This is a genomic window from Secundilactobacillus folii (assembly GCF_009720675.1).
Taxonomy (GTDB): Bacteria; Bacillota; Bacilli; order Lactobacillales; family Lactobacillaceae; genus Secundilactobacillus; species Secundilactobacillus folii.
This window is the reverse complement of sequence record NZ_WNJO01000002.1, coordinates 1-22,080: the sequence shown is the minus strand read 5'-3', so window position 1 is coordinate 22,080 and position 22,080 is coordinate 1. Positions and strand designations below refer to the sequence as shown.

Below are 22,080 nucleotides of genomic sequence, written 5' to 3'. Positions count from 1 at the left end.
GATAGATAGCCATAGTCAGTTAATAATTTAGGCTTGTTAAACGCTAAAAACGATGGTCCACCAGAATTTGGCGACCACCGTTTTTGAACTTGATATTCTAGTTTAAGATTAGCCTGCTTGCAAGATCCATAGAAAGATCACGAAGACGACAGCTAAACCGTACATGATTGAACTAACTTCCTTACCGCGTTTTGCGGCAATCATTGCTAGTGGATAAGTGATAAAACCAAGGGCGATCCCATCTGAAATACTGTATGTCAGTGGCATGCCGACTAAAATCAGAAACGCCGGCGCAGCAATTTCGAACTTTTCCCAGTGGATATTCTTAAGTGACTGTGCCATCAATGTACCAACGATAATTAGCGCTGGTGCAGTAACTTGATCGGTAATTACAGTTAGCAATGGCGAGAAGAAGGATCCTAGCAAAAAGAAGATACCAACAACGACAGCCGTGAATCCGGAACGACCACCAACGGCGATTCCGGCTGAAGATTCAACGAAAGCGCCCATTGGAGAAGTACCAAGCAGTGAACCAACGACCATTGTTGTGGAATCGGCTGCCAAAGCACGGCCGATTCGGGGGATCTTATTATTGCGAACCATTCCGGCCTGCTCAGTTAAACCAACCAGGGTACCCGTTGTATCAAAGAACGTGACCAGCAAGAATGTCAAAACCACGACCACTAACTGCATGGAGTTGATATTACCAATGTGTCCCAACGCAACACCAAAGGTTGGCTTCAAACTTGGAACACCTGAGACCCATTGAGAGGGCGCGTGGATCAAGCCCGTTGCAAGACCAACGATCACGTTGATTACCATGCCAATAAAAATGGCACCTGGGACCTTGGCACTCATCAAAATGATGGTTAAAACCAAACCGATAATGGTCAGCCAAGTCGACCCAACATGTAACGAACCAAGAGCGACAATCGTTGATTTATCAGCCATCACCAGGCCACCATCACTCAGACCAATAAACGCAATAAATAGTCCGATTCCGGCACTGATTGCCATTTTCAGATCGCGAGGAATGGAGTCGACGACCATTTCACGGATTTTGAAGGCCGTGAGGATCATAAACAGGATCGAAGCTACAAATACCCCTGCCAGTGCTGTCTGCCAAGGAATCTTCATGCCCAAAACTACGGTGTAAGAGAAAAAAGCGTTGATTCCCAGGCTAGCTGAAATGGCAATTGGATAACGGGCGATGATACCCATTAGAAAACACCCAAAAGCACTAGCTAGTGCGGTAGCTGTAAAAACGGCTCCCTTATTCATACCAGCAACGCCTAAAACGTTGGGGTTAACGAATAGGATGTAAACCATGGAAATAAACGTGGTGAGCCCTGCTAAAAATTCTTTCCTATAATTGGTACCTAACTCATCGAAGCGAAAGTATGATGCAATTCTTTGACCCATTGAAATCTAGTCCCCTTATCTGAAATAAATAATATAATGTTCGTGTTTTACCCTCTTGAAACCTTTTATATCGTAACATTAATTATTAAATTTTACAATATACGAATAATGGAACGCTCTGCTCCGGATGATGTTGACTGTTACAACTAGTATAATATAGTAGAATATAATCAAATGACTTGATGAGCTGTTAAAGAAATGAGGGCGTAAAATGACACGCTGTTTGATATTAGGGATTGACCACCCGGTGGCAAAACTCATTGCCGCACGTTTAAAAGGTATTGAAGTGATCGGCTTTTCTGAAGATGGAAATAGCGCTGCACAGTACCAAGGTGATGCGCGAAAAGCCGCTACCTATGAGGAAGCGGTCAAAGACGTTGATGTGATCTACTCTGATTTTACTGGCATGGACGTTGACTGGAAGCTTGAAGCGGTTTTTGAAGCCCTTCGGCGGCAGCGCCAGCAAGTGCGGACGGTAATGCGCTCGGTAGCTGGCATCGATCATGAGCTGACCGGTAAATGGACCTATGCCGGGATTGATGATTCGGCCAGTTTTTTGAAGCAACAGCGGTACGCGATTAAGATCGTGGACGAAGCGGAGATGCCATACACGGTGCTGCGGCCGCTAATAAGTGCGAAGGGGGATACAGCTTACCAGTTAGTTAATGAAGGACAACCAGTGGCCGTTAAACCAGTGACACCAGAAACTTACGCAAAAGTTGCAGCCGGGGAAATTTTGGATGGCACGCATGTGAATCAGTCGATTGCAATCGTGGGGAAGAGCTAAATCAACTGTTTTGGGGGCAGATAATATGTAGTCCGCGTTGCTCCAAGTTACAAGGCTTCACGAGCGTTTAAAAAGCAATGACCATAAAAAAGAAAATGAAAATAATTTGTTTTTCCAGCAAAATCTTATCATTGAAGTAGGCTTTCTTGGAGTTGTCGTAACCTAACCATTTTAGATATTGTCATTAGCGTCGTTAGAGTTACTACCTAGACATGATAGACAATAAAAAACTGACTAACCTAATCGTTAGCCAGTTTTTAGTAATGTAAGAAGCTATGTGTCGCCCAGGAGAAGGCGTTGGAGGAATATGTGTGTTTAAAGAACATTACCGATTATTTATGTTCGAGGTCAGCTGATGGCTCGAAGTTAAAGAGTCGACTAATTGCCCAGCTACCAAGAATGCCGATCAGCATGAATGGGAAGAAGTCCAATCCTTGATTAAACAGCGGGATAAAGTTGCCGGCCCATGCATTGATGGCTTTGAAGAACCCCATGTTGGCGAAGAATGGTGGCAACGTGTGGATGGCATCTAAGCAGGACGGAATAAAGGTCAAGATGATCGTGGTCTTGTAGATGAACGTGTTCTTACCCAAGAACGGGTGCAGGAGACCTAAGAAGATCAGCGACATTGCCAGTGGATAAATGAAGCTTAGTAGTGGGCTAGAGTAAAGAATGATTTGGCTCAACCCGAAGTTAGCAATGATGAAGGCACCAATGGAACTGAAGGTCAAGAAGAAGTGGTAGCCTAAACGTGGGAAACGGTTGCCCCAGTCTTCGGAAAGGGCGGCCATCATCCCAATGCATGAGGTGATGCAGGCTAGGAAGGTAACGGCACCTAGAACAGCGATACCAGCCATACCAGTGTAGTGGGCCATGATGCCGGAAAATGCAGAACCGCCTTCAGAGGTTAACTTGAGGTAGCTCAGACTTGAAGCACCGAGTGCAATCAAGAAGATGTAAATGATGGCTTCAACACCCATACTGATAGTACCAACTTTAGCAACGGCTTTGGAACGAGACTTAGTTTCATTCATACCGAAGAGTTTTAGGGCTGTGATGATGGTAACACCAAAGCCTAGACCAGCAATAGCATCCATGGTGTTGTAACCTTGCAAGAACCCGTTGACAAAGTTACTACCAGCACCTGAAGCCGATGGGAAGAGTGAAATTGAACGAATGTCACCCTTAATAATAAAGGCTAAGAAGAAGATGAAGGCTAGGAGTGCCAACAAAATTGGGTTCAGCAATTTACCAACGTAATCGGTGATTTTACTCTTGTTCCATGAAAGTAGTAGTGAAATGCCGAAGAAGAGGAATGAGAAGATCAAAAGACCCATTGTGTCCCAACCCTTTGGCAGGAACGGTTGAATGCCAATTGTGAAAGTCGTTGTTGCGGTCCGTGGCGAAGCAACCAGAATCCCCAGGGTCGCGTGAATCATAATCAGGAAGAAGAGGGCGAACCCTTTGCCGGCAGGGCGAGCTAAGTCATATGCGCTGCTGCTGCGAGTAAGACTGATAGCTAGAATTGATAATAATGGCAAGACGATGGCTGTGAGTAGGAACCCGATCGTAGCGGGCGCCCAGTTACCAGCGGATAGTTGCCCCAAATGAATCGGGAAAATTAAATTACCAGCACCAAAGAAAAGACCAAATAACAGTGACCCTAAAATAATATATTGCCGTCTTGTAAGTGATGTTTTCATATGTGAAACCTCCTGTATGTTTTGGGGTAACAAAAAACGCCCCTAGCTTGAAAAGCTAAGGACGTGTTATTGACGTGTTACCACCTTAATTTTCAACCACCTCACGATGATTGACTTAGAAAGTACGGCTAACCGATGCGCGGTCGATCAACGATACTTCATTGCTATAATGGGCGCATTCCCAGTGACCACTCCGAATTATTCGTCGCAGTCACGACTTGTAGATTACTTTCATCGCTGGTTCAATTACCTCGTCGCACTAAGTGAGGCTCCCTGAGAATTTTGCCAGTGACTACTCTTCTACGCATAGTCTTTGATCAAAAATATTTAAATATGTGTGGTGAAACTTTGTTTATGTGGATTATATTAAGCGATTAAAATTAAAAGTCAAGGGGAAAATTAAATTTTTTTAATAAAATGCAGTTTACCCGCAGATTATTTTTCCTGCTATAAGCCTAATCTCCAGCAAAATAAGTTGCTAAAATAGGTGAAATAAGTAATAATATGGTTTACAAAGAAGATTGTTTTTTGGTGAGAAACGGCTAGTACAGAAGGATGGGAATGGCAATGGCAGGACAGCTTAAAAAACGACAACTCGACGTCAAACGGTTAGTGGTTAAAGTTGGGACTAGCACCTTAGTTTACCCGAATGGTGGGCTAAACTTGGGTGCAATTGACCAGCTGGCGTTTGCCCTGAGTACGGTTTGCGGCCAGGGGAGAGAAGTAATCCTAGTTTCTTCTGGTGCGATCGGTGTTGGGTTGAACGCCATGCGGTTGAAGGAACGGCCGAAAGAGATCTGCGAACAGCAGGCGCTAGCGTCGATTGGCCAAAGTAAACTGATCACGATGTTTAACCAGCGATTTGCCCACTATAATCAGATGATCGGGCAACTGTTGCTGACCCATGACGTGTTTGATTTTCCGGCCAGCAACCAACACGTTATGGATACTTTTGATACGTTACTGTCGAAACATATTATTCCCATTGTAAATGAAAATGACTCAATTGCAGTCGACGAGATGGATCATCGTACGAAGTTTGGCGATAATGACCAGCTCTCGGCGATTGTAGCCACCCACGTGGATGCGGATCTACTGATCATGCTGTCTGACATTGAGGGCTTTTATAATGCTAACCCCTTGAAGCATGATGATGCGCAGCTAATTCCAACGATTCACCACATCGATGATGAAACGTATGCGGTTGCGGGTGGCAAAGGTAGTCGGTACGGAACTGGTGGCATGGTCACAAAGTTGACCGCGGCTGAGATCATGCTGTCAGATCATCGGCAGATGATTTTGGCTAGCGGCGCCGACCCGGCAATTATTCTAGATATTTTAGCTGGTACACCGATTGGGACTTGGTTTACCCCTGAAGAGAAAGGAGCGGTTCAACATGGCTAGTGAAACGATCAATGGCAGTCAGTTAGACACGATGGGACAGCGCGCACAACGGGCTGAGACCCAACTGGCGCAGTTATCTAATCAGCAGCGCAACAGTGGGTTGGAAGCGATGGCCAGTGCGCTGGTTACTCATACGGATGACATTTTAGCAGCCAATCAACGCGACCTTGCAAATGCAGTTGACCTAAAAGCCAGCTTCGTCGACCGGTTAACGCTAACTGAACAGCGAATCGCCGAGATGGCAGCTGGGATGAGACAGGTTGCACAGTTACCGGATCCAATCGGCAGCGTTGACAAAATGTGGAAAAACGAAGCTGGTCTGATGATTGGCAAACAGCGGGTTCCGCTGGGCGTGATCGGCATCATCTTTGAAGCCCGACCGAACGTTACGGCGGATGCTTCAGCGTTAAGCTTTAAAAGTGGTAACGCTGTTATGCTGCGGGGTGGCAAGGAAGCCATTGAGACCAATATTGCTATCAGTGATGTGCTGCGAGCAGCTTTGAAAGAGCTGGGTGTGGACGAAAATTCAGTGCAGCTTGTTCACGATACCTCCCATGAGACGGCCAATGAAATGATGGCCCTCACCAAGTATTTGGACGTCCTAATTCCACGTGGCGGTCGTGGCTTGATTCAACGGGTCGTTGCTACCGCAAAGGTTCCGGTCATTGAAACGGGCGCTGGTAACTGCCATATTTACGTGGATCAGTATGCCGAATTACAGATGGCGGTTGACATTACTGTTAACGCTAAGGTTCAACGGCCATCGGTCTGTAACGCAGCCGAGAAACTAGTGATCCATAGTGCGGTGGCGGATGATTATTTACCGGTGATTGCAGCTGCTCTGACCGATCAAGGCGTCCAGTTACGCGGTGATGAACGGGCCTGCGCAATCGTTCCCACAATGATCAAGGCGACCGATGAAGACTGGGACGAGGAATACAACGATTTGATCATGGCAGTTAAGGTCGTTGATTCCGAAGACGAAGCGATCGCCCACATTAACGCGCATAATACTAAGCATTCAGAGGCAATCATCACGGATAACTACCAAAACGGTCAGCGCTTCCTGCAGCAGATTGACGCCGCTTGCGTCTACATCAATGCCTCGACCCGCTTTACGGACGGCTTCGAATTTGGTTTCGGAGCTGAAATCGGCATTAGCACACAAAAGCTACACGCTCGCGGTCCAATGGGCTTGCATGAACTGACATCAACTAAGTACATTATTTATGGTGATGGTCAGGTTCGCCAGTAGGCAGTAATGTATTTAAAATACCGTTAATCTCTGTTTGACACCTCGTTTACTGGATAAAAATTTGGTAAAATATAATTAAAGAGGTGACGTGTAGTGGCAATCAAGACCAATCCTGAACAGTTGAATTTGCTTAAATCTCAAATGGATGAGGCCAACCGAACGTCACATTTTGTAATCTTTGAATCTACAGAACGTGACAGCGGGGATAATTTAAGACTAATTACGGATTATGATAGTTTTCGAGAGATTCGAAAAGCGCACGTTGACCAGGCAGATATGCGAATTTTGCAAGATATTGTGCCCATTACAGATAATTTGGCAAGGTGGGCAATCGCAGAGAGTCAGGCGGCGCACGATAATGATGATCCCGAGGTATTAGCTGATTTAGAACGCTATACCAATGCGGTTTTAAAAGAAAATCATATTGAAATGAATTAGAGTCTAATCCTTAGGCTTGGTGAAATCAGGCTTTCAGTGGCGTTTGAACTGGAAACCTGATTTTTTTGACTTCAACGCCTACTTGGGTTGGGAGGCTTCGCAAGATGTTTCACGTGAAACAAGAATGTAAAGTTTGTAAATACAACCCGAACAGACGTTCAAATATGCTAGAATGGATTTATTAAATTTCGAATGTGGTTGAGTAACGGTTAAAGTGATTAACTGTGCGGTAATCTGCCGTGTAAAAATTGCTTTTGGAGCAGCGATGTGGAAAGGAACGACAACAATGACGTTACAATTTGTGACCGGTAAAGCGAGTGTAGATCATCAGGCAAGCTTGTTGCGCGAACTTGCGCGAACTTATCAAGATCACCCTGAAGATCAGTACTATTATTTAGTACCGAATCACATTAAATTTGAGTCAGAAGTTCAGGTTTTATCCCGGTTAGCAGCCATTTCAGGAAACGACGAGGGCGCCTACGCACAATCGGCAGTTCAAGTCCTTTCACTAACCCGTCTAGCATGGTATTTTATGAAAAATGAACCGGCATATCAGTTACCTCGAATCTCCCAGGCTGGGATGAACATGCTGGTGTACCAAGCCATTTTAGATCATCAAGATGAATTACGCCTCTTTGCTGGTGAAGCTGACCGGCCGGGATTCATCAGTTTGCTAACTCGTCAATTGCTGGAACTTAAAACCGGCCGGGTCACTGTTTCTGATCTTCAGCAAGTGGCTGAAAAGCTCACTGGAACCAGTGCTGACTTGGACGCTAAGCTACATGACCTCGTGCTGATCTATGATAGTTTTGAAACTGCCATGGTCAATAAGTACGTGGCCAATACCGATTTGTTGAATCAGTTAAGTGGTTACTTGAGTAACGTTGACCTCTCACACGCCCATTTTTATTTTGACGGTTTTTCGCAGACTCAGTTCTCTGCTCAGGAGATGCAGTTGCTGACGACGCTGATGCAGCGAGCAGCAGAAGTTAAAGTCGCATTGATTTTAGACCATGGGACGCCTACACCTGACACCATTAACCAGCAGAGCTTATTTTTCCAGCCGGCTCGGACATACATGCGTCTCTATCAAACGGCTCGCGCGCTTTCTGTACCAGTCCTGAAAGATATTCGGGCGACAGAGGTGAAAACCACCTCAGAGCTGCAGCAATTAGAAGACTTTTGGCAGCAATCTGCTACTGGTGTAGCATCTTCCAAAACAGTTTTTTTGCAGCAGCCAAACCGAATTCAAATCGTGCAGGCTGATAACCGTTACGCGGAGGTTGCTCGGGTGGCAGCTACGATTCGGCAATTGGTCGCCGAAAAGGGCTATCGTTATCACGATTTTTTAATTTTAACCCGTCATTTGGATCAGTACGCTACGATTTTGGCACCGATTATGAATGCTCAAGAGATTCCGTACTTTAGTGATGTTCAGCAATCAATGGCTGATCATCCCTTAGTAGAGCTGATCGACGCCATTTTTGAAATTAAGCGCCGGCATTTTCAATACGCCGATGTGATGCGTTTACTGAAAACGGAACTTTTGATTCCCAAACTTGATGATGAGCACTTTATGGCCATCGAAGATTTTCGTGACGCACTTTTTAAAACTGAAAATTGGGTGCTCAAAATGGGTTATCAAGGATCGAAATGGACCCAAAAAGCGGACTGGCCCTATGCACAATTGCGCAGTGATGACCTTGGGACTGTGACGACCGCTGACCAGACAGTTTCTGATCAAATCAATGGTATTCGAAGGTTTGTCCGCGACACATTGGCACCCTTTTTCAAACGGCTAGACCAGGTGAAAAACGGCCGTGAAGCAGCAAAACTGCTCGTGACCTTTATGACCGATAACGGCGTCACTGATCAGTTATTGGCGTGGCGCGATGATGCAATCACTGCGGGTGATTTGGTTCAGGCTGGTCAGCCAGAACAGGTCTGGCAAATGTTTTGCGACCTGTTAGACGAATACGTCAATATTTTGGGTGACCGACTATTTCAATCCGAAGATTTTCTGGCGCTGCTGCAAGCCGGTTTTGAGGGCGCCGATTATTCGCAGATTCCCTCAACTTTGGATCAAGTGACAATTTCTGAGAGCGGCATTATCCAAATGAATAACCGTAAGATTACCTTTATAATCGGTGCGACGGATAAGACAATGCCTGATACAACGTTACCAACTCATTTATTAAATGATCAGGACCGCGATAAACTGACACTACCGGATGGCGAATATTTGAATGATGGTGGCATCGTGACACTGCAGGGTGAACCATATCTCAACTACTTGGCTTTTATGACCCCCAGTCAACGTTTGATCTTCAGTTATCCAATCAACGCGGGTGATGATACCCAAAACCAAATCAGCCCATATTTAAACCGCATCCAGAAACACTTTAATTTACCGATTGAGACACATACGGCAGCTCCCCGAGCTGATCAGCAGGACTTAACGCCCTATTTGGGTGCTAAGCGGGCTACGCTGCGCCATTTAATTCAGGTAAGTAATGACAGCCGGGAACGAAACGTCCACTTGAGTCCTTCATGGCAGTACGTTTACCAGGTATTGAACCACGGTGACATTCAGCCGTTAACCGAAAAGCTACTAGGTAGTATTTCCTACCGAAACGAGCCGGTTCAACTGGATGCGGAAATCGTTACCGGTTTATATAACACCACGATCAATAGTTCGATCTCTAAGCTGGAGGAATTTTATCGGAACCAGTACGCTTACTTTTTAAAATACGGGTTGAAACTGCGGGAACGCGACGAATTTGAACTTTCACCCGCTAATACCGGCGAATTCTTCCATGCGGCGATGGATCTACTGATGAAACGGGTCAATGGCGAGCACATTGATCTGGCAAAACTGGACGACCAGCAGCTTAATGAATTAATTGGTGAAATTACTTCACAAATTCTTAACGATTCAAATAACCTTCAGTATGCGATTTTAAACAGCAGTGAACGGATGCAATTCATTAAGGGCCAGTTGATCGGCGTCGTTCGTCAAATGGCGGCAACGTTCCAGAAACAGAGCCGCTACACGCCGATGAGAGCTCGGCAAACGGAAGTCATGTTTGGTCACATGAATAATGAGAATGGTCTACCGCCATTGACGTTTGATTTGAAAAATAATAAGCATATTCGGGTTAGAGGCAAGATTGATCGAATCGATACTTTGAAGCTGCCTAATAACGAATATGTTGGCATTGTAGACTATAAGTCGAGTGAACGAACGGTCAAGTTTAACGAAATTTACGAGGGGATCGCCATGCAGATGATGACCTATCTCGATGTTGTCCGTCAAAATATGCCCCTGATCACAGATGAACAGGAAGCACAGTTGGCTGGGGCCCTTTATATGCATTTACAAAACCCGCGCTTAAAGCCCACCGACGTGAAATCAGACGTCTCAAGTGCGTTATTGGCTAAGGAACGATACGAAGGAATTCTGGTGGCCGACACGGATCTGATCCACGCTTTAGAGCCAGAGCTTAAGCCCAGTCACGCTGCTAAAGTGTTTCCGTTCGCGTTAAAAAAAGATGGGTCGACCACGGCGAAAAGTTCGATCATCACGATGGAACAGCTGGATAATTTACTTCACTACACCGAAATGAAAATTGTTGACGCAGGCAACGCGATTTTTGATGGTCAGGTGGCCTTGAACCCTTACAAACCTCTGAGCGGGAATTCCACAGCCATGACCAATTCGCCGTTCACTGCCATCATGCAATTTGATCCGATGCTGCCGGAAAATAATTATCGTCTCCAAACGGCGCCATTAGGTAAGAATAATATCTTGAAACAAATTGAAGCGGAGGTCAAACGTCGTGAAATACACTAAGAGTCAACAACAAGTATTAGATACTCATCAGACGAATTTACTGGTCTCCGCCTCAGCTGGGTCTGGTAAAACGCGAGTGCTAGTCGACCGCGTGATCAATATGGTGGTGGCACACGAAAGTCTCGAAAATTTACTGATCGTGACGTTCACCCGCGCGGCTGCTGCTGAAATGAAGGAGCGGATCGAGAAGGCTTTGCGACAGCGGATCAGTGAGGCTAATGACAGTGAACAACGTTACTTATCTCGACAGCTGGCAGTTTTACCAGTAGCAGATATCAGTACGTTGGACGCTTTTTGTCAGCGAATTGTTGCGCGTTATTACTATTTGATCGATCTGGATCCAGTTTTTCGGATTCTTGGTGACCAATCAGAAAGTGACCTGTTAAAGGATGCGGTTTGGAATGACGTTCGCGAACAACTGTATGCTAACGATGCAGACGGTGCTTTTAAGCGGCTAGCCATTAATTTTTCTAACGATCGCAGTGACGACGGCTTGACGGATAAAGTGCTGCAAGTGTTTCAGTTCATGAGCGCTAAGCCTGACCCGGCGAGCTGGTTGGATACCCTAGCTGAAAACTACGAAGTCAAGGGCTCGCTAATGGCCAGTGAGCTGGTGCAAAAACAGGTTTTGCCACTGATTCAGCAGCAACTGAATATTGCCCAAACTGAATTGCAACAGGCACGTGAACTTGCTGCAAAACAACAGATCGACAAGGCCGTTAGCTATGTTAATGACCTTTTAACGACTTTATCTGAGTTTCATATGGATGAACTTAATTGGGACGGTCTCCGGGCAGGCCTCAATGAATTTCCATGGGGTCGCTTACCAAGCATTACTAAAAAGGCTGCAGAGTACGATGATTATCAACTGATTAAAGACCGGTATGTCAGTCATCGTGATAACGCTAAAGACGCGTTAGTACAAGCGGCTAAACTAATGCCTCTACCTGAAGATGAAACGGTCACAGCCATTGTGAATAGTCACGACATTGTGGTGGAACTGACCAAGGTCGTGAAAACTTTTGCGCGGGCGTATGATGCCGAGAAGCGTCGCCGACACGTTTGGGAATTCAGCGATATTGAACACTTCGCTTTGGACATTCTTCAGGCGACTTCTGATGAAGCGGTTGCGGTTCGGCAGCAGTTGTCAAAGGACTACCACGAGATCATGGTGGATGAATATCAGGATACTAATGAATTACAGGAAGCCATCGTCACTACTCTGGCGCACGATGATCCTGGTAATTTGTTTATGGTGGGTGATATTAAACAATCAATCTACCGATTTAGGTTGGCCGAACCCAAACTGTTTATTGATAAATTCAATCACTACCAGGCTGATCCGCACGCTGGCAAAGAAATCACCCTGGCGGAGAATTTCCGGTCGATGGAAAACGTAGATGATTTCACCAATCTGATTTTCACACAAATCATGGATGAGCAGTTGGGTCAGATTAAGTATGAAGGACCTGCTAAATTAGTTTATGGTGCAAATTATCCTCAAACGTTGCCTAACGTGGCTTCACTTATGATTTATGATACTGGCGTTGAAAGTGAGCAAACAGGCAAAGACGTTCCTGATGGCGATGAGGGACAAGTGACATTGATTGCCCAGAAAATCCGCGAATTGTTGGCTCAAAATACTGAAATTTGGGACCGTTCAGAACAAAAGTTACGCCGCTTGAGGTTTCAAGATATTGCTATTCTGTCTTCGACTAGGAACAGTAATTTAGAGATCCAAGATCAATTTGGCCGAGCTGATATTCCGGTTCAAATTAATGATGCGCAGAGTTACTTTAAGACCACTGAAGTTCAAATCATGATGTCGTTACTACAGATCATTGATAATCCCTATCAGGATATTCCGTTGGCCGCGGTCTTACGGTCACCAATCGTTGGATTAAATGAAAATGAATTAGCCTACCTACGAGTGACGGATAAAACCGATGATTACTACACCGCATTACTGCACTTTGACCAACAATACCAAACCGATTATGCCGGCGATCATTACGCAGATGATCTCTATCCCAAAGTACAGCGCTTCTTAACTCAGCTGCGGCAGTTTCAAACGACTGCACGTCAAAAACAGTTAGCGACACTGATCTGGCAGATCTATCAGGTGACGGGCTTTCTGGACTACGTTGCGGGTATGCCGGCGGGCCCACAGCGACAGGCTAACTTGCACGCGTTGTATGAGCGGGCGTCCGACTACGAACAAAACGGCTTCAAAGGACTTTTCCAGTTCGTTCGGTTTATTGAACGGATGCAGCGAAATGAGCATGATTTAGCTGAGGCCAAAACTCGGGCGACTGAAAATGCCGTTCAGGTCATGACGATCCACGGTAGTAAGGGACTGGAATTCCCAGTAGTTTTTCTGCTGAATGCCTCTAAACAGTTCAACATGCGAGAACTCACGGATGCAGCAGTTTTGAATAATCAACTGGGCATCGGTATTGACTACTTTGACCCACAAACCAGAGTGACGGCGCCAACCTTACCTAAATTAGTGATTCAAGCAGCCACGCGTAAGGAGGCTTTGGCCGAGGAAATGCGTAAACTGTACGTTGCGCTCACACGTGCTGAGCAGCAGCTATACATTGTGGGACAGTGTGACGGTCAAGAAAGTCTTATTAAGAGTTGGGCAGCGGCCAACCATGACGAAACGTTGGTGTTGAACGCCAATTTACGTGAAAAATCACCGACCTTCTTGAAGTGGATCGGGATGGCTTTGATGCGTCATCCGAACTTCAAACTCAATCCGGAGGGGAAAGTTTTGCCGGCGCTCAAAGATGATCAGACCCAGTTCGATATTCATTTCTATTCAGCGGATGATTTGTTGAACATGGGGCCACGAATGAAACCTGAGACTGGTGAAAAGTGGTTAGTAGGCCTTAAAGCTCAAGCACAGGTGACGGATTATTCAGAGGTTAACATCGATCAGATCAACCAACTCATGAATTTCAAATACCAGCATCTGCCAGAAACAATGACCACTGCTTATCAATCAGTTTCTGAAATTAAGCGGTTATTTGAAGACCCGGATATTAAGCAGCTAGGTGATTATCAGCCGGATTGGCAAAATACTCAAGCGGGCAACCGGTTTGTGACGCACGAATTAGGTCAGCCAGCCTTCATGCAAACTGTGACAGCACCAACCTCTGCAGAAATTGGGACGGCAACCCACTTAGTGTTGCAGGAACTGGATGTATCTCAGCCAGTAGATCTCGTTGCGGTGCAGCATGTAATTGATCGGCTTGTGACCCAAAAGGTGATGCCAGAAGCGGTGGCGGCACGGATCAATCAGCCACAAATTGTGAATTTCTTTAAGAGTGAATTTGGACAAACGATTCTTCAACATCAGGATAGTTTAAAACGTGAGACGCCGTTTTCACTACTGTTGCCAGCTCACGATGTGTTCAGCGAAGTGACCGATAAGACTGCTAAGATTTTAATTCACGGAATCATTGACGGCTATTTTGTCACCCAGGAAGGCATTATATTATTTGATTACAAGACTGATTACGTTTCAAAACGTTCTGACGCAGTGTCAAAAATTAAGCATCGTTATGAAGGACAATTACGATTGTATGCATTAGCACTTGAGAAAATGCTTCATCAATCCGTTTTTGAGAAGTATCTTTATCTGCTTTCGGCAGATCAGTTAGTTCAAATTTAATGGGATGAACGACCCCCGACTTTGGGCCGATCCAAGGGCAAGTGGCCATTTCTCTGCAATCTGTCTGGATCTTGAGAAAATCTTAATCTTTCTTAAGATTGTTAGGCCGATTACGGAATAGTGAAATTATTTATCACGCTATGGGTGGCTCTTTGTCGAGCTACCGCTAATTTAGGGTTTGGATATCAGTCAGTTGCAGTGACGAGTTGAGACTTCATTTGTTCAAGAAGAAATTAGTGCGTAGGTCAAACTTGCCGTAAGGTTTGTTATCAAAGTTGAAATCATGGCATAATATAGACAGTTAATTTTTGAAATTGGAGCGAGCTTGTTTTGAGAAAAGTTTATGAGAAAATCCCGGTGTGGGTCGTTTATTCTATTGCTTTCGTGTTCGTTGTAGTATGTTCGTTTGGTGTGTTGCGATTAAATGGCCAAACTAATATCTGGAGCGTTGATGGCATCGCACAGCACTATCCGATTCTGGAGGAGTTCTATCGCATCTTACGTGGGACAGCTCACCAGTCGTTATTCGGTTGGTCATGGAACTTAGGGCTAGGTGCCGATCAAATGACGACCTTTGCTTACTACGTGGTTGGTGATCCTTTCAGTTATTTAATTGCCCTCTTTCCAGCTGGCAAAATTGAACTTGGTTTCCAGCTGCTCACGATTTTACGTTTGTACTTTGTTGGTTTGGCATTTTTAGTATTTGCCCGTCAAATGCATTTGAAGCGTAGCGGCAGCTTAATTAGTTCGTTGATCTATACGTTTTGCAGTTATTCTTTTTATGTCAGTTTTCATCACCCATTTTTCTTGCTGCCGATGATTTTCTTCCCACTGCTTTGCGTGGCTATCGATAAGATCTATCATGGGCAGTCGTTCCTTTGGCTAGTTGCAATTACAGCAATTGCCTTGATCAGTAACGTCTATTTTGCTTATTTATTAGGACTTGGCTCATTGGCATTTGCCATTATTCGCTACATCGATTTAAAACGAAAGGGCGAACTGGTGCGGTCACTGCCACGTTCCCTTGGCTATTTTGTAGCCACAGTGGTCATGGCACTCATGATTGCGGCCATGGTACTGTTGCCAAATATTTTATCGATGCTGAATTCATCACGTTCTGGCAGCTCGAACTTTGCTAACGGGTTAAAATTTTACCCGCCAATTTATTATATGAAGCTGCCAAACGCTATTTTGAATTCTAATGGTCAAATGTATTATTGGGTCGTCATGGGAACAGCCGGCTTATCACTGATTGCGATGATTTGGTCGTTACGGCACTTTAAGCGTTACTTGATGATCAATATCACGTTTTTGCTAATTGCTGTGGCACTTTTATTACCGCAATTTGCTGCCATCATGAACGTGATGAGCACGCCTTCCAACCGTTGGGTCATGTTGACACAGTTGCTGTTTGCCCTGGTTTCCGGTTTATTTATTGATCATCTTCAAGAGCTTGATCTAGCCGATTTCAAATGGTTTGTTTGGGGCACCGTGATTTTATTGGCCTTAGTCTGGCTCGGCAACGGCTTCAGCTTTGACTTATCTACGCACCATTTAATTATGTATGGCATTTATCTCATGACATTAGTTGTGGTGGGCTATGGTATTCTTGGCGGCCTTAAAGGTGCCCGAATGAAGTACGCTCTACTGGCAATGGTGATCGTCAATACTGCTAGTGCAGGCATCAGCTTTTACAGCACAGACTATAGTCCATCAGCAAATTCAGAATTAAGCCGGGGTGTTGCTACCCACTGGACGTCAGCATTTTATGACTACGCTAACCGCTATTTAGCGAAGCATGATCGTTCGTTTTACAGAACGGCGACCACGACGGATTATTATTCAATGGGAAGTGCTGGTAATAACATTCCAATGCTGCTAAATATGCATTCAATCAGTTCATACTTTTCAGTTCAAAGTGGCACGGTTAACAAGTTCAACCAGACGTTAAGAAACAGTGAAAACACGATGAATAATCCGACTCGAAACGTGGATAATCGGACCACAATGAGTTCTTTACTAAACGTTAAATACCTGTTTGCCCGCGCTGACGAAGTTGGTCAGTCGAAGATTCCGTACGGCTTTAAAATCGTCAAAAGTCGGCGTGGTAAGGTACTCTTATTCCACAATAAACTGGTTTATGGTTTGGATAATAACTCCGGTACCGTCATTTATCGAAATCCGTATGCGCTGCCGTTAGCCTATACACAAACCGCACAATTGAATAATTCTGCTTATCATAAATTATCAGCGCCAAATAAGGAACAGGCACTCTTGGACGGTGCGCTAACGAGTCAAAAGGCAAGTGGTGTTAAGACCGTTAAGGCTGCTACAACAGCTAAAACGGTACCATACACTGTCCAAATGCGATCCTTGCCAATCACGACGCTTGGGCAGGCAGGCGTCTATCGTCTGACACATAACACGACTGCTTCCTTGGTTAGGAACCCGACGTTTTCAAACGTGATGAGTCCCGTGAAAGATGCACAGTATCGTGATTATGCCCAACTTCAGCACCCGTCGAATTCGATCGTACGGTTACTGGAAGAAAACCGGTCGATCGTGGCGGCTAATAATGCTAAAAATCAGCATGGTTTAAAAGAAATGACCAGTGATGATTTGGGACAGAATGCCTATTACACGATTACCTTGAAGAATCCGTCGGCATATCAAAATAGCGAGCTTTACATTGAATTTGATGGCATCAAGACGCGCTTCCCGTCGACAAAGACCCGCTTATCCTATCGCGCTCGGCGAGCAATGCTGGCTAACGTGCCGTTTTCAAAGGGCCAAAAGTTACGTTACTGGCGCTATTATTTGAATCACGGCTACTTTAAGTCGTATGCGATCCTTGTTCGCACAATGAACAAGAGAGCATCTGTGCAACAACTTGGAATTAATAATATGTCAGATTATGAAAAGAAGGGTTCAGCGTTACTAAATCTTGGGTATTCAACGAAAGCTCGAACTCATATTCATCTGGCATTTTACCGGGCAAATCAGATCAGTTTCAAACACGTTCGGATCATTGCAGTACCATTTGGACAGTCCTATAAACAAAAAACGGCTCGGTTGCAAAAACAGAGTCTGGGTCAACTGAAAGTGACTAATGACCAAGTTACTGGCACAAGCAATAATCGGCAAGCCAGCGTTTTGACAACTTCAATTCCCTATTCAAAGGGGTGGCAGCTAACAGTTGATGGCAAACCAACAGCAACTCAAAAAGTTAACGTTGGTTTTGTCGGTGCTAAGATTCCGGCAGGGAACCATCAAATTAGGTTGACCTATCAGACTCCTGGTTTGAAGGTTGGACGCCTCGTGTCAGCTATCGGGATTACCGCTTTTCTCATTGGATTATTGATAACGCTTGGTTTGGCTGTGATTCGAAAGCAAAGAAAGTAAGTTTCTGAGTGAATTTAGTTTGTAATAGGACTAACAGAGTGGGGCAAAACTCGGTTAGATCCCAGAATATCAGTAAAGAGCACCGTAGATTCCTGGTTTTTGGAATCTGCGGTGCTCTTGGGTTACGTGGCCGGAACCTGTGTTTTGATGTACGGTTAGAGTTGAGATTAAATAACAATATGAACTATCTCTGGGTTAAGAAATCAGTTCGATACTTACCAATTTTGACTTCTGGCCCAGCCTCTTTTGATTCTAATCTGGTTGATTTGAAAATCGTTTGTTTACCTGCCCTTTACAGTAACGCCAGAAAGATTAAAACCATCAGCATGAAAGCCGCAACGACGATGAGTGGTAAAGTCGAAGTTAAAGCGACTCGGTGATCCTGACGAATATTGAAAGTAATCATAGTTAGTACAGCGATGAGACCCACTGCAAAGAGGATCGCTAATTTAATTTGGACGGCTATATCCGGATTGGTCATAAGACTTTCACCCCTTTGATTAATCAATCAACAGTTGATAGGCGATACGCAGGTCGTTGCTGCTATGCATGTACACTTTCCCGCGTTTTTCAAAACCGTTACTTGTAATAACGCGCTGCATGCCCACATTCTCTGGATGGGTATCGATTCGGATATCTTTAAAACCTAAGAGGCTGGAGATCGTAATGAGACCACTCATGAGTTTTTCCGAAAGATGTTTTCCCCGGAAATTACCGGCAAGAGCAATTCTATGGATGGCGGTGTAATGCGCGTCGATTCCATTTTTCCAACTGCCGTCATCGATTTTCAGATAGTCGATATCGATTCCCTGATGAAGAGCAGCAGTACCAGCAAGCTGGTTATCAATGATGAGGACGTAAGTAATTCCATCTTCGATATCTTGCTTTAAAATGGCATCGTCAGGATAGCCATCCTGCCATTGGTTGATCTTTTGTGCCTTAAGATACGCTTTAGCGTCGCTGATAATCCTTTTGATCGCGGGTAAATCTGATTCAACAGCGCGCCTTAAGTAACTGACGGACATGATTTTTCACCTTCTAAACAATTGTTTGCTCAAATAGAATTCTACACTTCTCATTGCATTTTAAAAAGCTCCGGCGCCATAATAAATGCTAGGAGGTGTGGTCAATGCAGTATGAGGACATCAAATTGGCAACGTTTATTGAAAGACCCAACCGGTTTATTGCTTACTGTCAGTTGGGTGACCAGCGGGTGACGACGCACGTTAAGAATACGGGCCGAGGCCGAGAGATCTTTATTCCGGGTGTCACTGTGGCGTTGAATTATCAACCGAAGCCAACACGAAAAACGGATTATGATTTGGTAGCCGTAAAGAAGGACGATAAACACTGGGTCAACATCGACAGCCAGTTACCAAATTTGATCGTTAAAGAAGCTTTGCAGGCTCAGCAACTGCATTTACCAGGCATGCCAGAATTAAAACGCTTCAAGCCTGAAACGGTTTACGATAAATCGCGCATTGATTTTTGGGCTGAAACGGTTACCGGCCAGGACCTATGGATCGAAGTCAAGGGCGTCACACTCGAAAATAACGGCGTGGTCGCCTTTCCTGACGCCCCAACTGTGCGAGCGGTCAAACACGTTCACGAGTTAATTCGCGCTGTATCAGAAGGTGCGATAACTTACCTGCTTTTCGTGGTTCAAATGGACTATGCTCAGCGGATGACTATTTATCACCAGCGTGCTCCAAAATTAGCAGCCGCTATTCAAGCCGCAAAAGCAGCGGGTGTTCACGTTGTCGCTTTGGACTGCAATGTGACCGCAAAGAGTGTTTCACTTCGGCGACCGGTTTCTTTTGACTTGGATGCGCCGTTTCAAGAAGCTCAGTCAATTGAAAAAGAGTAGTTAGGTGCAAAAAGCACAGCAATAAGGCTCTAAGTGCAAATCCCTGTCTGATCCAGGGCGCTCTTAGCAGCCTTATTTTTGATGGTGCTTCTAATTTATCTTGATATTGCTTGTCTTGTTTACGAATTATGCGAACAGTGACATCGTGCTATTTAGTGGTATTAGCTCTGGCAGAGGGATCAGCCCCGATGAACTGAGAGTGCGATGCCCATACCACCGCCGATACAGATTGCGGCCATGCCACTATTGAGCTGATCGTGTTCTAATTCGTGAACTAAGGTGGTTAAAATCCGAGCTCCTGAAGCGCCCACCGGATGACCCAGTGCAATTGCGCCCCCGTTGACATTAAGCCGATCTGCAGGAATTTTTAAGTCTCGTGAAACGGCTACTGATTGCGCGGCAAAAGCCTCGTTTAATTCGAAACGGTCGATATCACTAATTGAGCGGCTCTGCATTTTTAGCAGATCGGTCACGGCGTAGTATGGTGCATAGCCCATAATAGCAGGATCGATGCCAACTTCTTTATAGCCGTCTAGAACTGCAATGTAATTGAGGCCTGCTGCATCGGCGGCATCCTTAGCCATTAAAACTAACATACTTGCGCCATCGTTTAAGCCAGCTGCATTCCCAGCAGTTACGGTGCCATTAGTTTGGAATGCGGGTTTAAGTTTTGCAAGAGCCGTCATCGAGGTGTCAGGTCGAATTGGTTCATCAGTGCTGATGGTGGCTGGTGTTTTTCCTTTGACTGTTACCGGGACGATTTCGTCCGTGAACCGTCCGTTTTGGGTGGCTGCTAGTGCTTTCATGTGTGATTGATATGAAAAAGCGTCCTGGTCGTTACGGCTGACATGGTATTTACGCGCGACATTTTCGGCGGTGATACCCATCAGTTCATTGCCAAATGCATCGCGGAGGCCATCATGCTCCAGGCCATCTAGTACTTTGGTTTCACCGTATCCCTTTCCCCGACGCATGTCTGGAAGAAGATAGGGAACGTTTGACATGCTCTCTGTTCCGCCTGCAAGTACAATAGACGCATCGCCCATTACAATTGCGGACTGTGCCAAACGAATGGCTTTAATACCGGAACCACAAACTTGGTTAATGGTCATTGCGGTTGTTGTGCTGGGCAGACCGCTATTTAGAGCAATTTGACGGGCAACATTTTGCCCTGAACCAGCCTGTAACACGTTGCCAATAATTGCCTGATCGATTTGTGTTGGCGAAAGTTGCGCCTGCGCGATAGCAGCTTTAGCAGCAATTGCCCCGAGCTCAACGGCGGAAAGCTGAGCGAATTGGCGTCCCATCTTACCGATCGGTGTTCTGACTGCGCTTAAGATAACAACTTCTGTCATGATTAATTTCCTCTTCATTAATAGTTTTCGTCTAACAAGCATACATGATATCACTAAATAAGTCTGTAGATTTGAATTGGTCTTAGTAGAAAGTAAAGAGTTTGTATTATTGTTTTGTCTTTCATATAATTGTGACCACGAGGAGGGATTATGATGACCTTTGATAATCAGCTTGACCAGTGGTTAGATCAAATTGATTCGACACCAATGATGAATAATCTAACTGAAGATCAACGTCGGCAAGTGGAACTGATCGTAACAATCACGGCTCAGGTACTTGTGGAGGGATACGGCATGCAGCCAGAAGATTGGACGGCTGCTCAATTAAATGACTTATTTATTAATCGGTTCGTACAATTATTAAATGCAGACGAGAAAAAGGCGACATTATTTGCCTTGATTCCAACTGCGCTCTCATTACTACTCAATGTTGTCCGCCCTGCTCGTTATGAAGAACTTCGACAGTGGGTCATTCAACATCATGATCAGTTAGTGAACTTATATGATCGCAAGGCGGATGATTTTTATCGTCAACTTTTAACGGCGATGAAAATTGCTCAGATTGACCAAACCGATAAATTAGCAGTAGCACGGTTCACCAAGCAATATTTGAGACGGCACCCCAATGACGGTCGGCAACTATTCATTAGACACTAAATGGAATTAATTTGAGGAATACCGTTGACACACGTTTATTATGATGATATATTATTAAAGTTGCTTCGCTAAAGGGCGACGGACATGAGTTTCAAATATTTATAAATACATGTTTGACATTCCTTTTGCAAAGCGGTATATTGGATAAGCTGCTTCAGATAGATATTGAAACCTCAGAAAATTATTTCGAAGTTTTAATTGACATGACATGGGCAGTGAGATATACTTATAGAGTTGGCAAGAAGTTATAGCTAACTC

At 44.9% G+C, this 22,080-nt stretch carries 14 protein-coding genes; 9 read left to right on the top strand and 5 right to left on the bottom strand.

Going from position 1 to position 22,080, the window contains the following annotated elements:
- Positions 1–108 precede the first annotated feature (108 nt).
- Positions 109–1,422 carry an NCS2 family permease gene (locus GM612_RS01765; protein ID WP_155430675.1) on the bottom strand — a complete coding sequence of 438 codons (1,314 nt, stop codon included), beginning with the start codon at positions 1,420–1,422 and terminating at the stop codon, positions 109–111.
- A 211-nt stretch (positions 1,423–1,633) separates the two neighbouring features.
- Here GM612_RS01765 and GM612_RS01760 point away from each other — a divergent pair, with 211 nt between their 5' ends.
- Positions 1,634–2,209, top strand: coding sequence for an NAD(P)H-binding protein (locus GM612_RS01760; RefSeq protein WP_155430674.1), 576 nt, complete (start codon positions 1,634–1,636; stop codon positions 2,207–2,209).
- Between the two features lie 332 nt (positions 2,210–2,541).
- Here the strand turns inward: GM612_RS01760 and brnQ are convergent, their stop codons facing one another.
- Complete coding sequence (gene brnQ, locus GM612_RS01755; RefSeq protein WP_155430673.1) at positions 2,542–3,912, bottom strand: branched-chain amino acid transport system II carrier protein; 1,371 nt, start codon at positions 3,910–3,912, stop codon at positions 2,542–2,544.
- Between the two features lie 567 nt (positions 3,913–4,479).
- Between brnQ and proB the strand changes: the two genes are divergently transcribed.
- From proB to GM612_RS01725, 6 genes are all read left to right on the top strand, one after another.
- A complete protein-coding gene (gene proB / locus GM612_RS01750) occupies positions 4,480–5,316 on the top strand; it encodes a glutamate 5-kinase (protein WP_155430914.1) in 837 nt (278 codons plus the stop codon).
- Complete coding sequence (locus GM612_RS01745; RefSeq protein ID WP_155430672.1) at positions 5,309–6,571, top strand: glutamate-5-semialdehyde dehydrogenase; 1,263 nt, start codon at positions 5,309–5,311, stop codon at positions 6,569–6,571. Before proB ends, GM612_RS01745 begins: the two co-directional genes overlap by 8 nt.
- A gap of 93 nt (positions 6,572–6,664) precedes the next feature.
- Positions 6,665–7,009, top strand: coding sequence for a hypothetical protein (locus GM612_RS01740; RefSeq protein ID WP_343031752.1), 345 nt, complete (start codon positions 6,665–6,667; stop codon positions 7,007–7,009).
- A gap of 286 nt (positions 7,010–7,295) precedes the next feature.
- Positions 7,296–10,862, top strand: coding sequence for a PD-(D/E)XK nuclease family protein (locus GM612_RS01735; RefSeq protein ID WP_155430671.1), 3,567 nt, complete (start codon positions 7,296–7,298; stop codon positions 10,860–10,862).
- Entirely contained in the window at positions 10,849–14,541 is a 3,693-nt protein-coding gene (addA, locus tag GM612_RS01730; RefSeq protein ID WP_343031750.1) for a helicase-exonuclease AddAB subunit AddA, read from the top strand. Before GM612_RS01735 ends, addA begins: the two co-directional genes overlap by 14 nt.
- Before the next feature lie 330 nt (positions 14,542–14,871).
- Positions 14,872–17,943, top strand: a complete 3,072-nt coding sequence (locus GM612_RS01725) for a YfhO family protein (protein ID WP_155430669.1) — start codon at positions 14,872–14,874, stop codon at positions 17,941–17,943.
- Between the two features lie 292 nt (positions 17,944–18,235).
- On the opposite strand, the gene GM612_RS01720 is transcribed toward GM612_RS01725, so the two are convergent.
- The gene (locus tag GM612_RS01720; RefSeq protein WP_155430668.1) at positions 18,236–18,424 is read right to left on the bottom strand and encodes a hypothetical protein; all 189 of its coding nucleotides are present in this window, start codon (positions 18,422–18,424) and stop codon (positions 18,236–18,238) included.
- Positions 18,425–18,443: 19 nt separating this feature from the next.
- Positions 18,444–18,968, bottom strand: a complete 525-nt coding sequence (locus GM612_RS01715; protein ID WP_155430667.1) for a GNAT family N-acetyltransferase — start codon at positions 18,966–18,968, stop codon at positions 18,444–18,446.
- A 104-nt stretch (positions 18,969–19,072) separates the two neighbouring features.
- Between GM612_RS01715 and sfsA the strand changes: the two genes are divergently transcribed.
- A complete protein-coding gene (gene sfsA, locus GM612_RS01710; RefSeq protein ID WP_155430666.1) occupies positions 19,073–19,810 on the top strand; it encodes a DNA/RNA nuclease SfsA in 738 nt (245 codons plus the stop codon).
- A gap of 179 nt (positions 19,811–19,989) precedes the next feature.
- Here the strand turns inward: sfsA and GM612_RS01705 are convergent, their stop codons facing one another.
- The gene (locus GM612_RS01705; protein WP_155430665.1) at positions 19,990–21,165 is read right to left on the bottom strand and encodes an acetyl-CoA C-acyltransferase; all 1,176 of its coding nucleotides are present in this window, start codon (positions 21,163–21,165) and stop codon (positions 19,990–19,992) included.
- 153 nt (positions 21,166–21,318) lie between these two features.
- Here GM612_RS01705 and GM612_RS01700 point away from each other — a divergent pair, with 153 nt between their 5' ends.
- Positions 21,319–21,822 (top strand): hypothetical protein, encoded by a 504-nt coding sequence (locus GM612_RS01700; protein ID WP_155430664.1) that lies wholly within the window; start codon positions 21,319–21,321, stop codon positions 21,820–21,822.
- Positions 21,823–22,080: the final 258 nt, after the last annotated feature.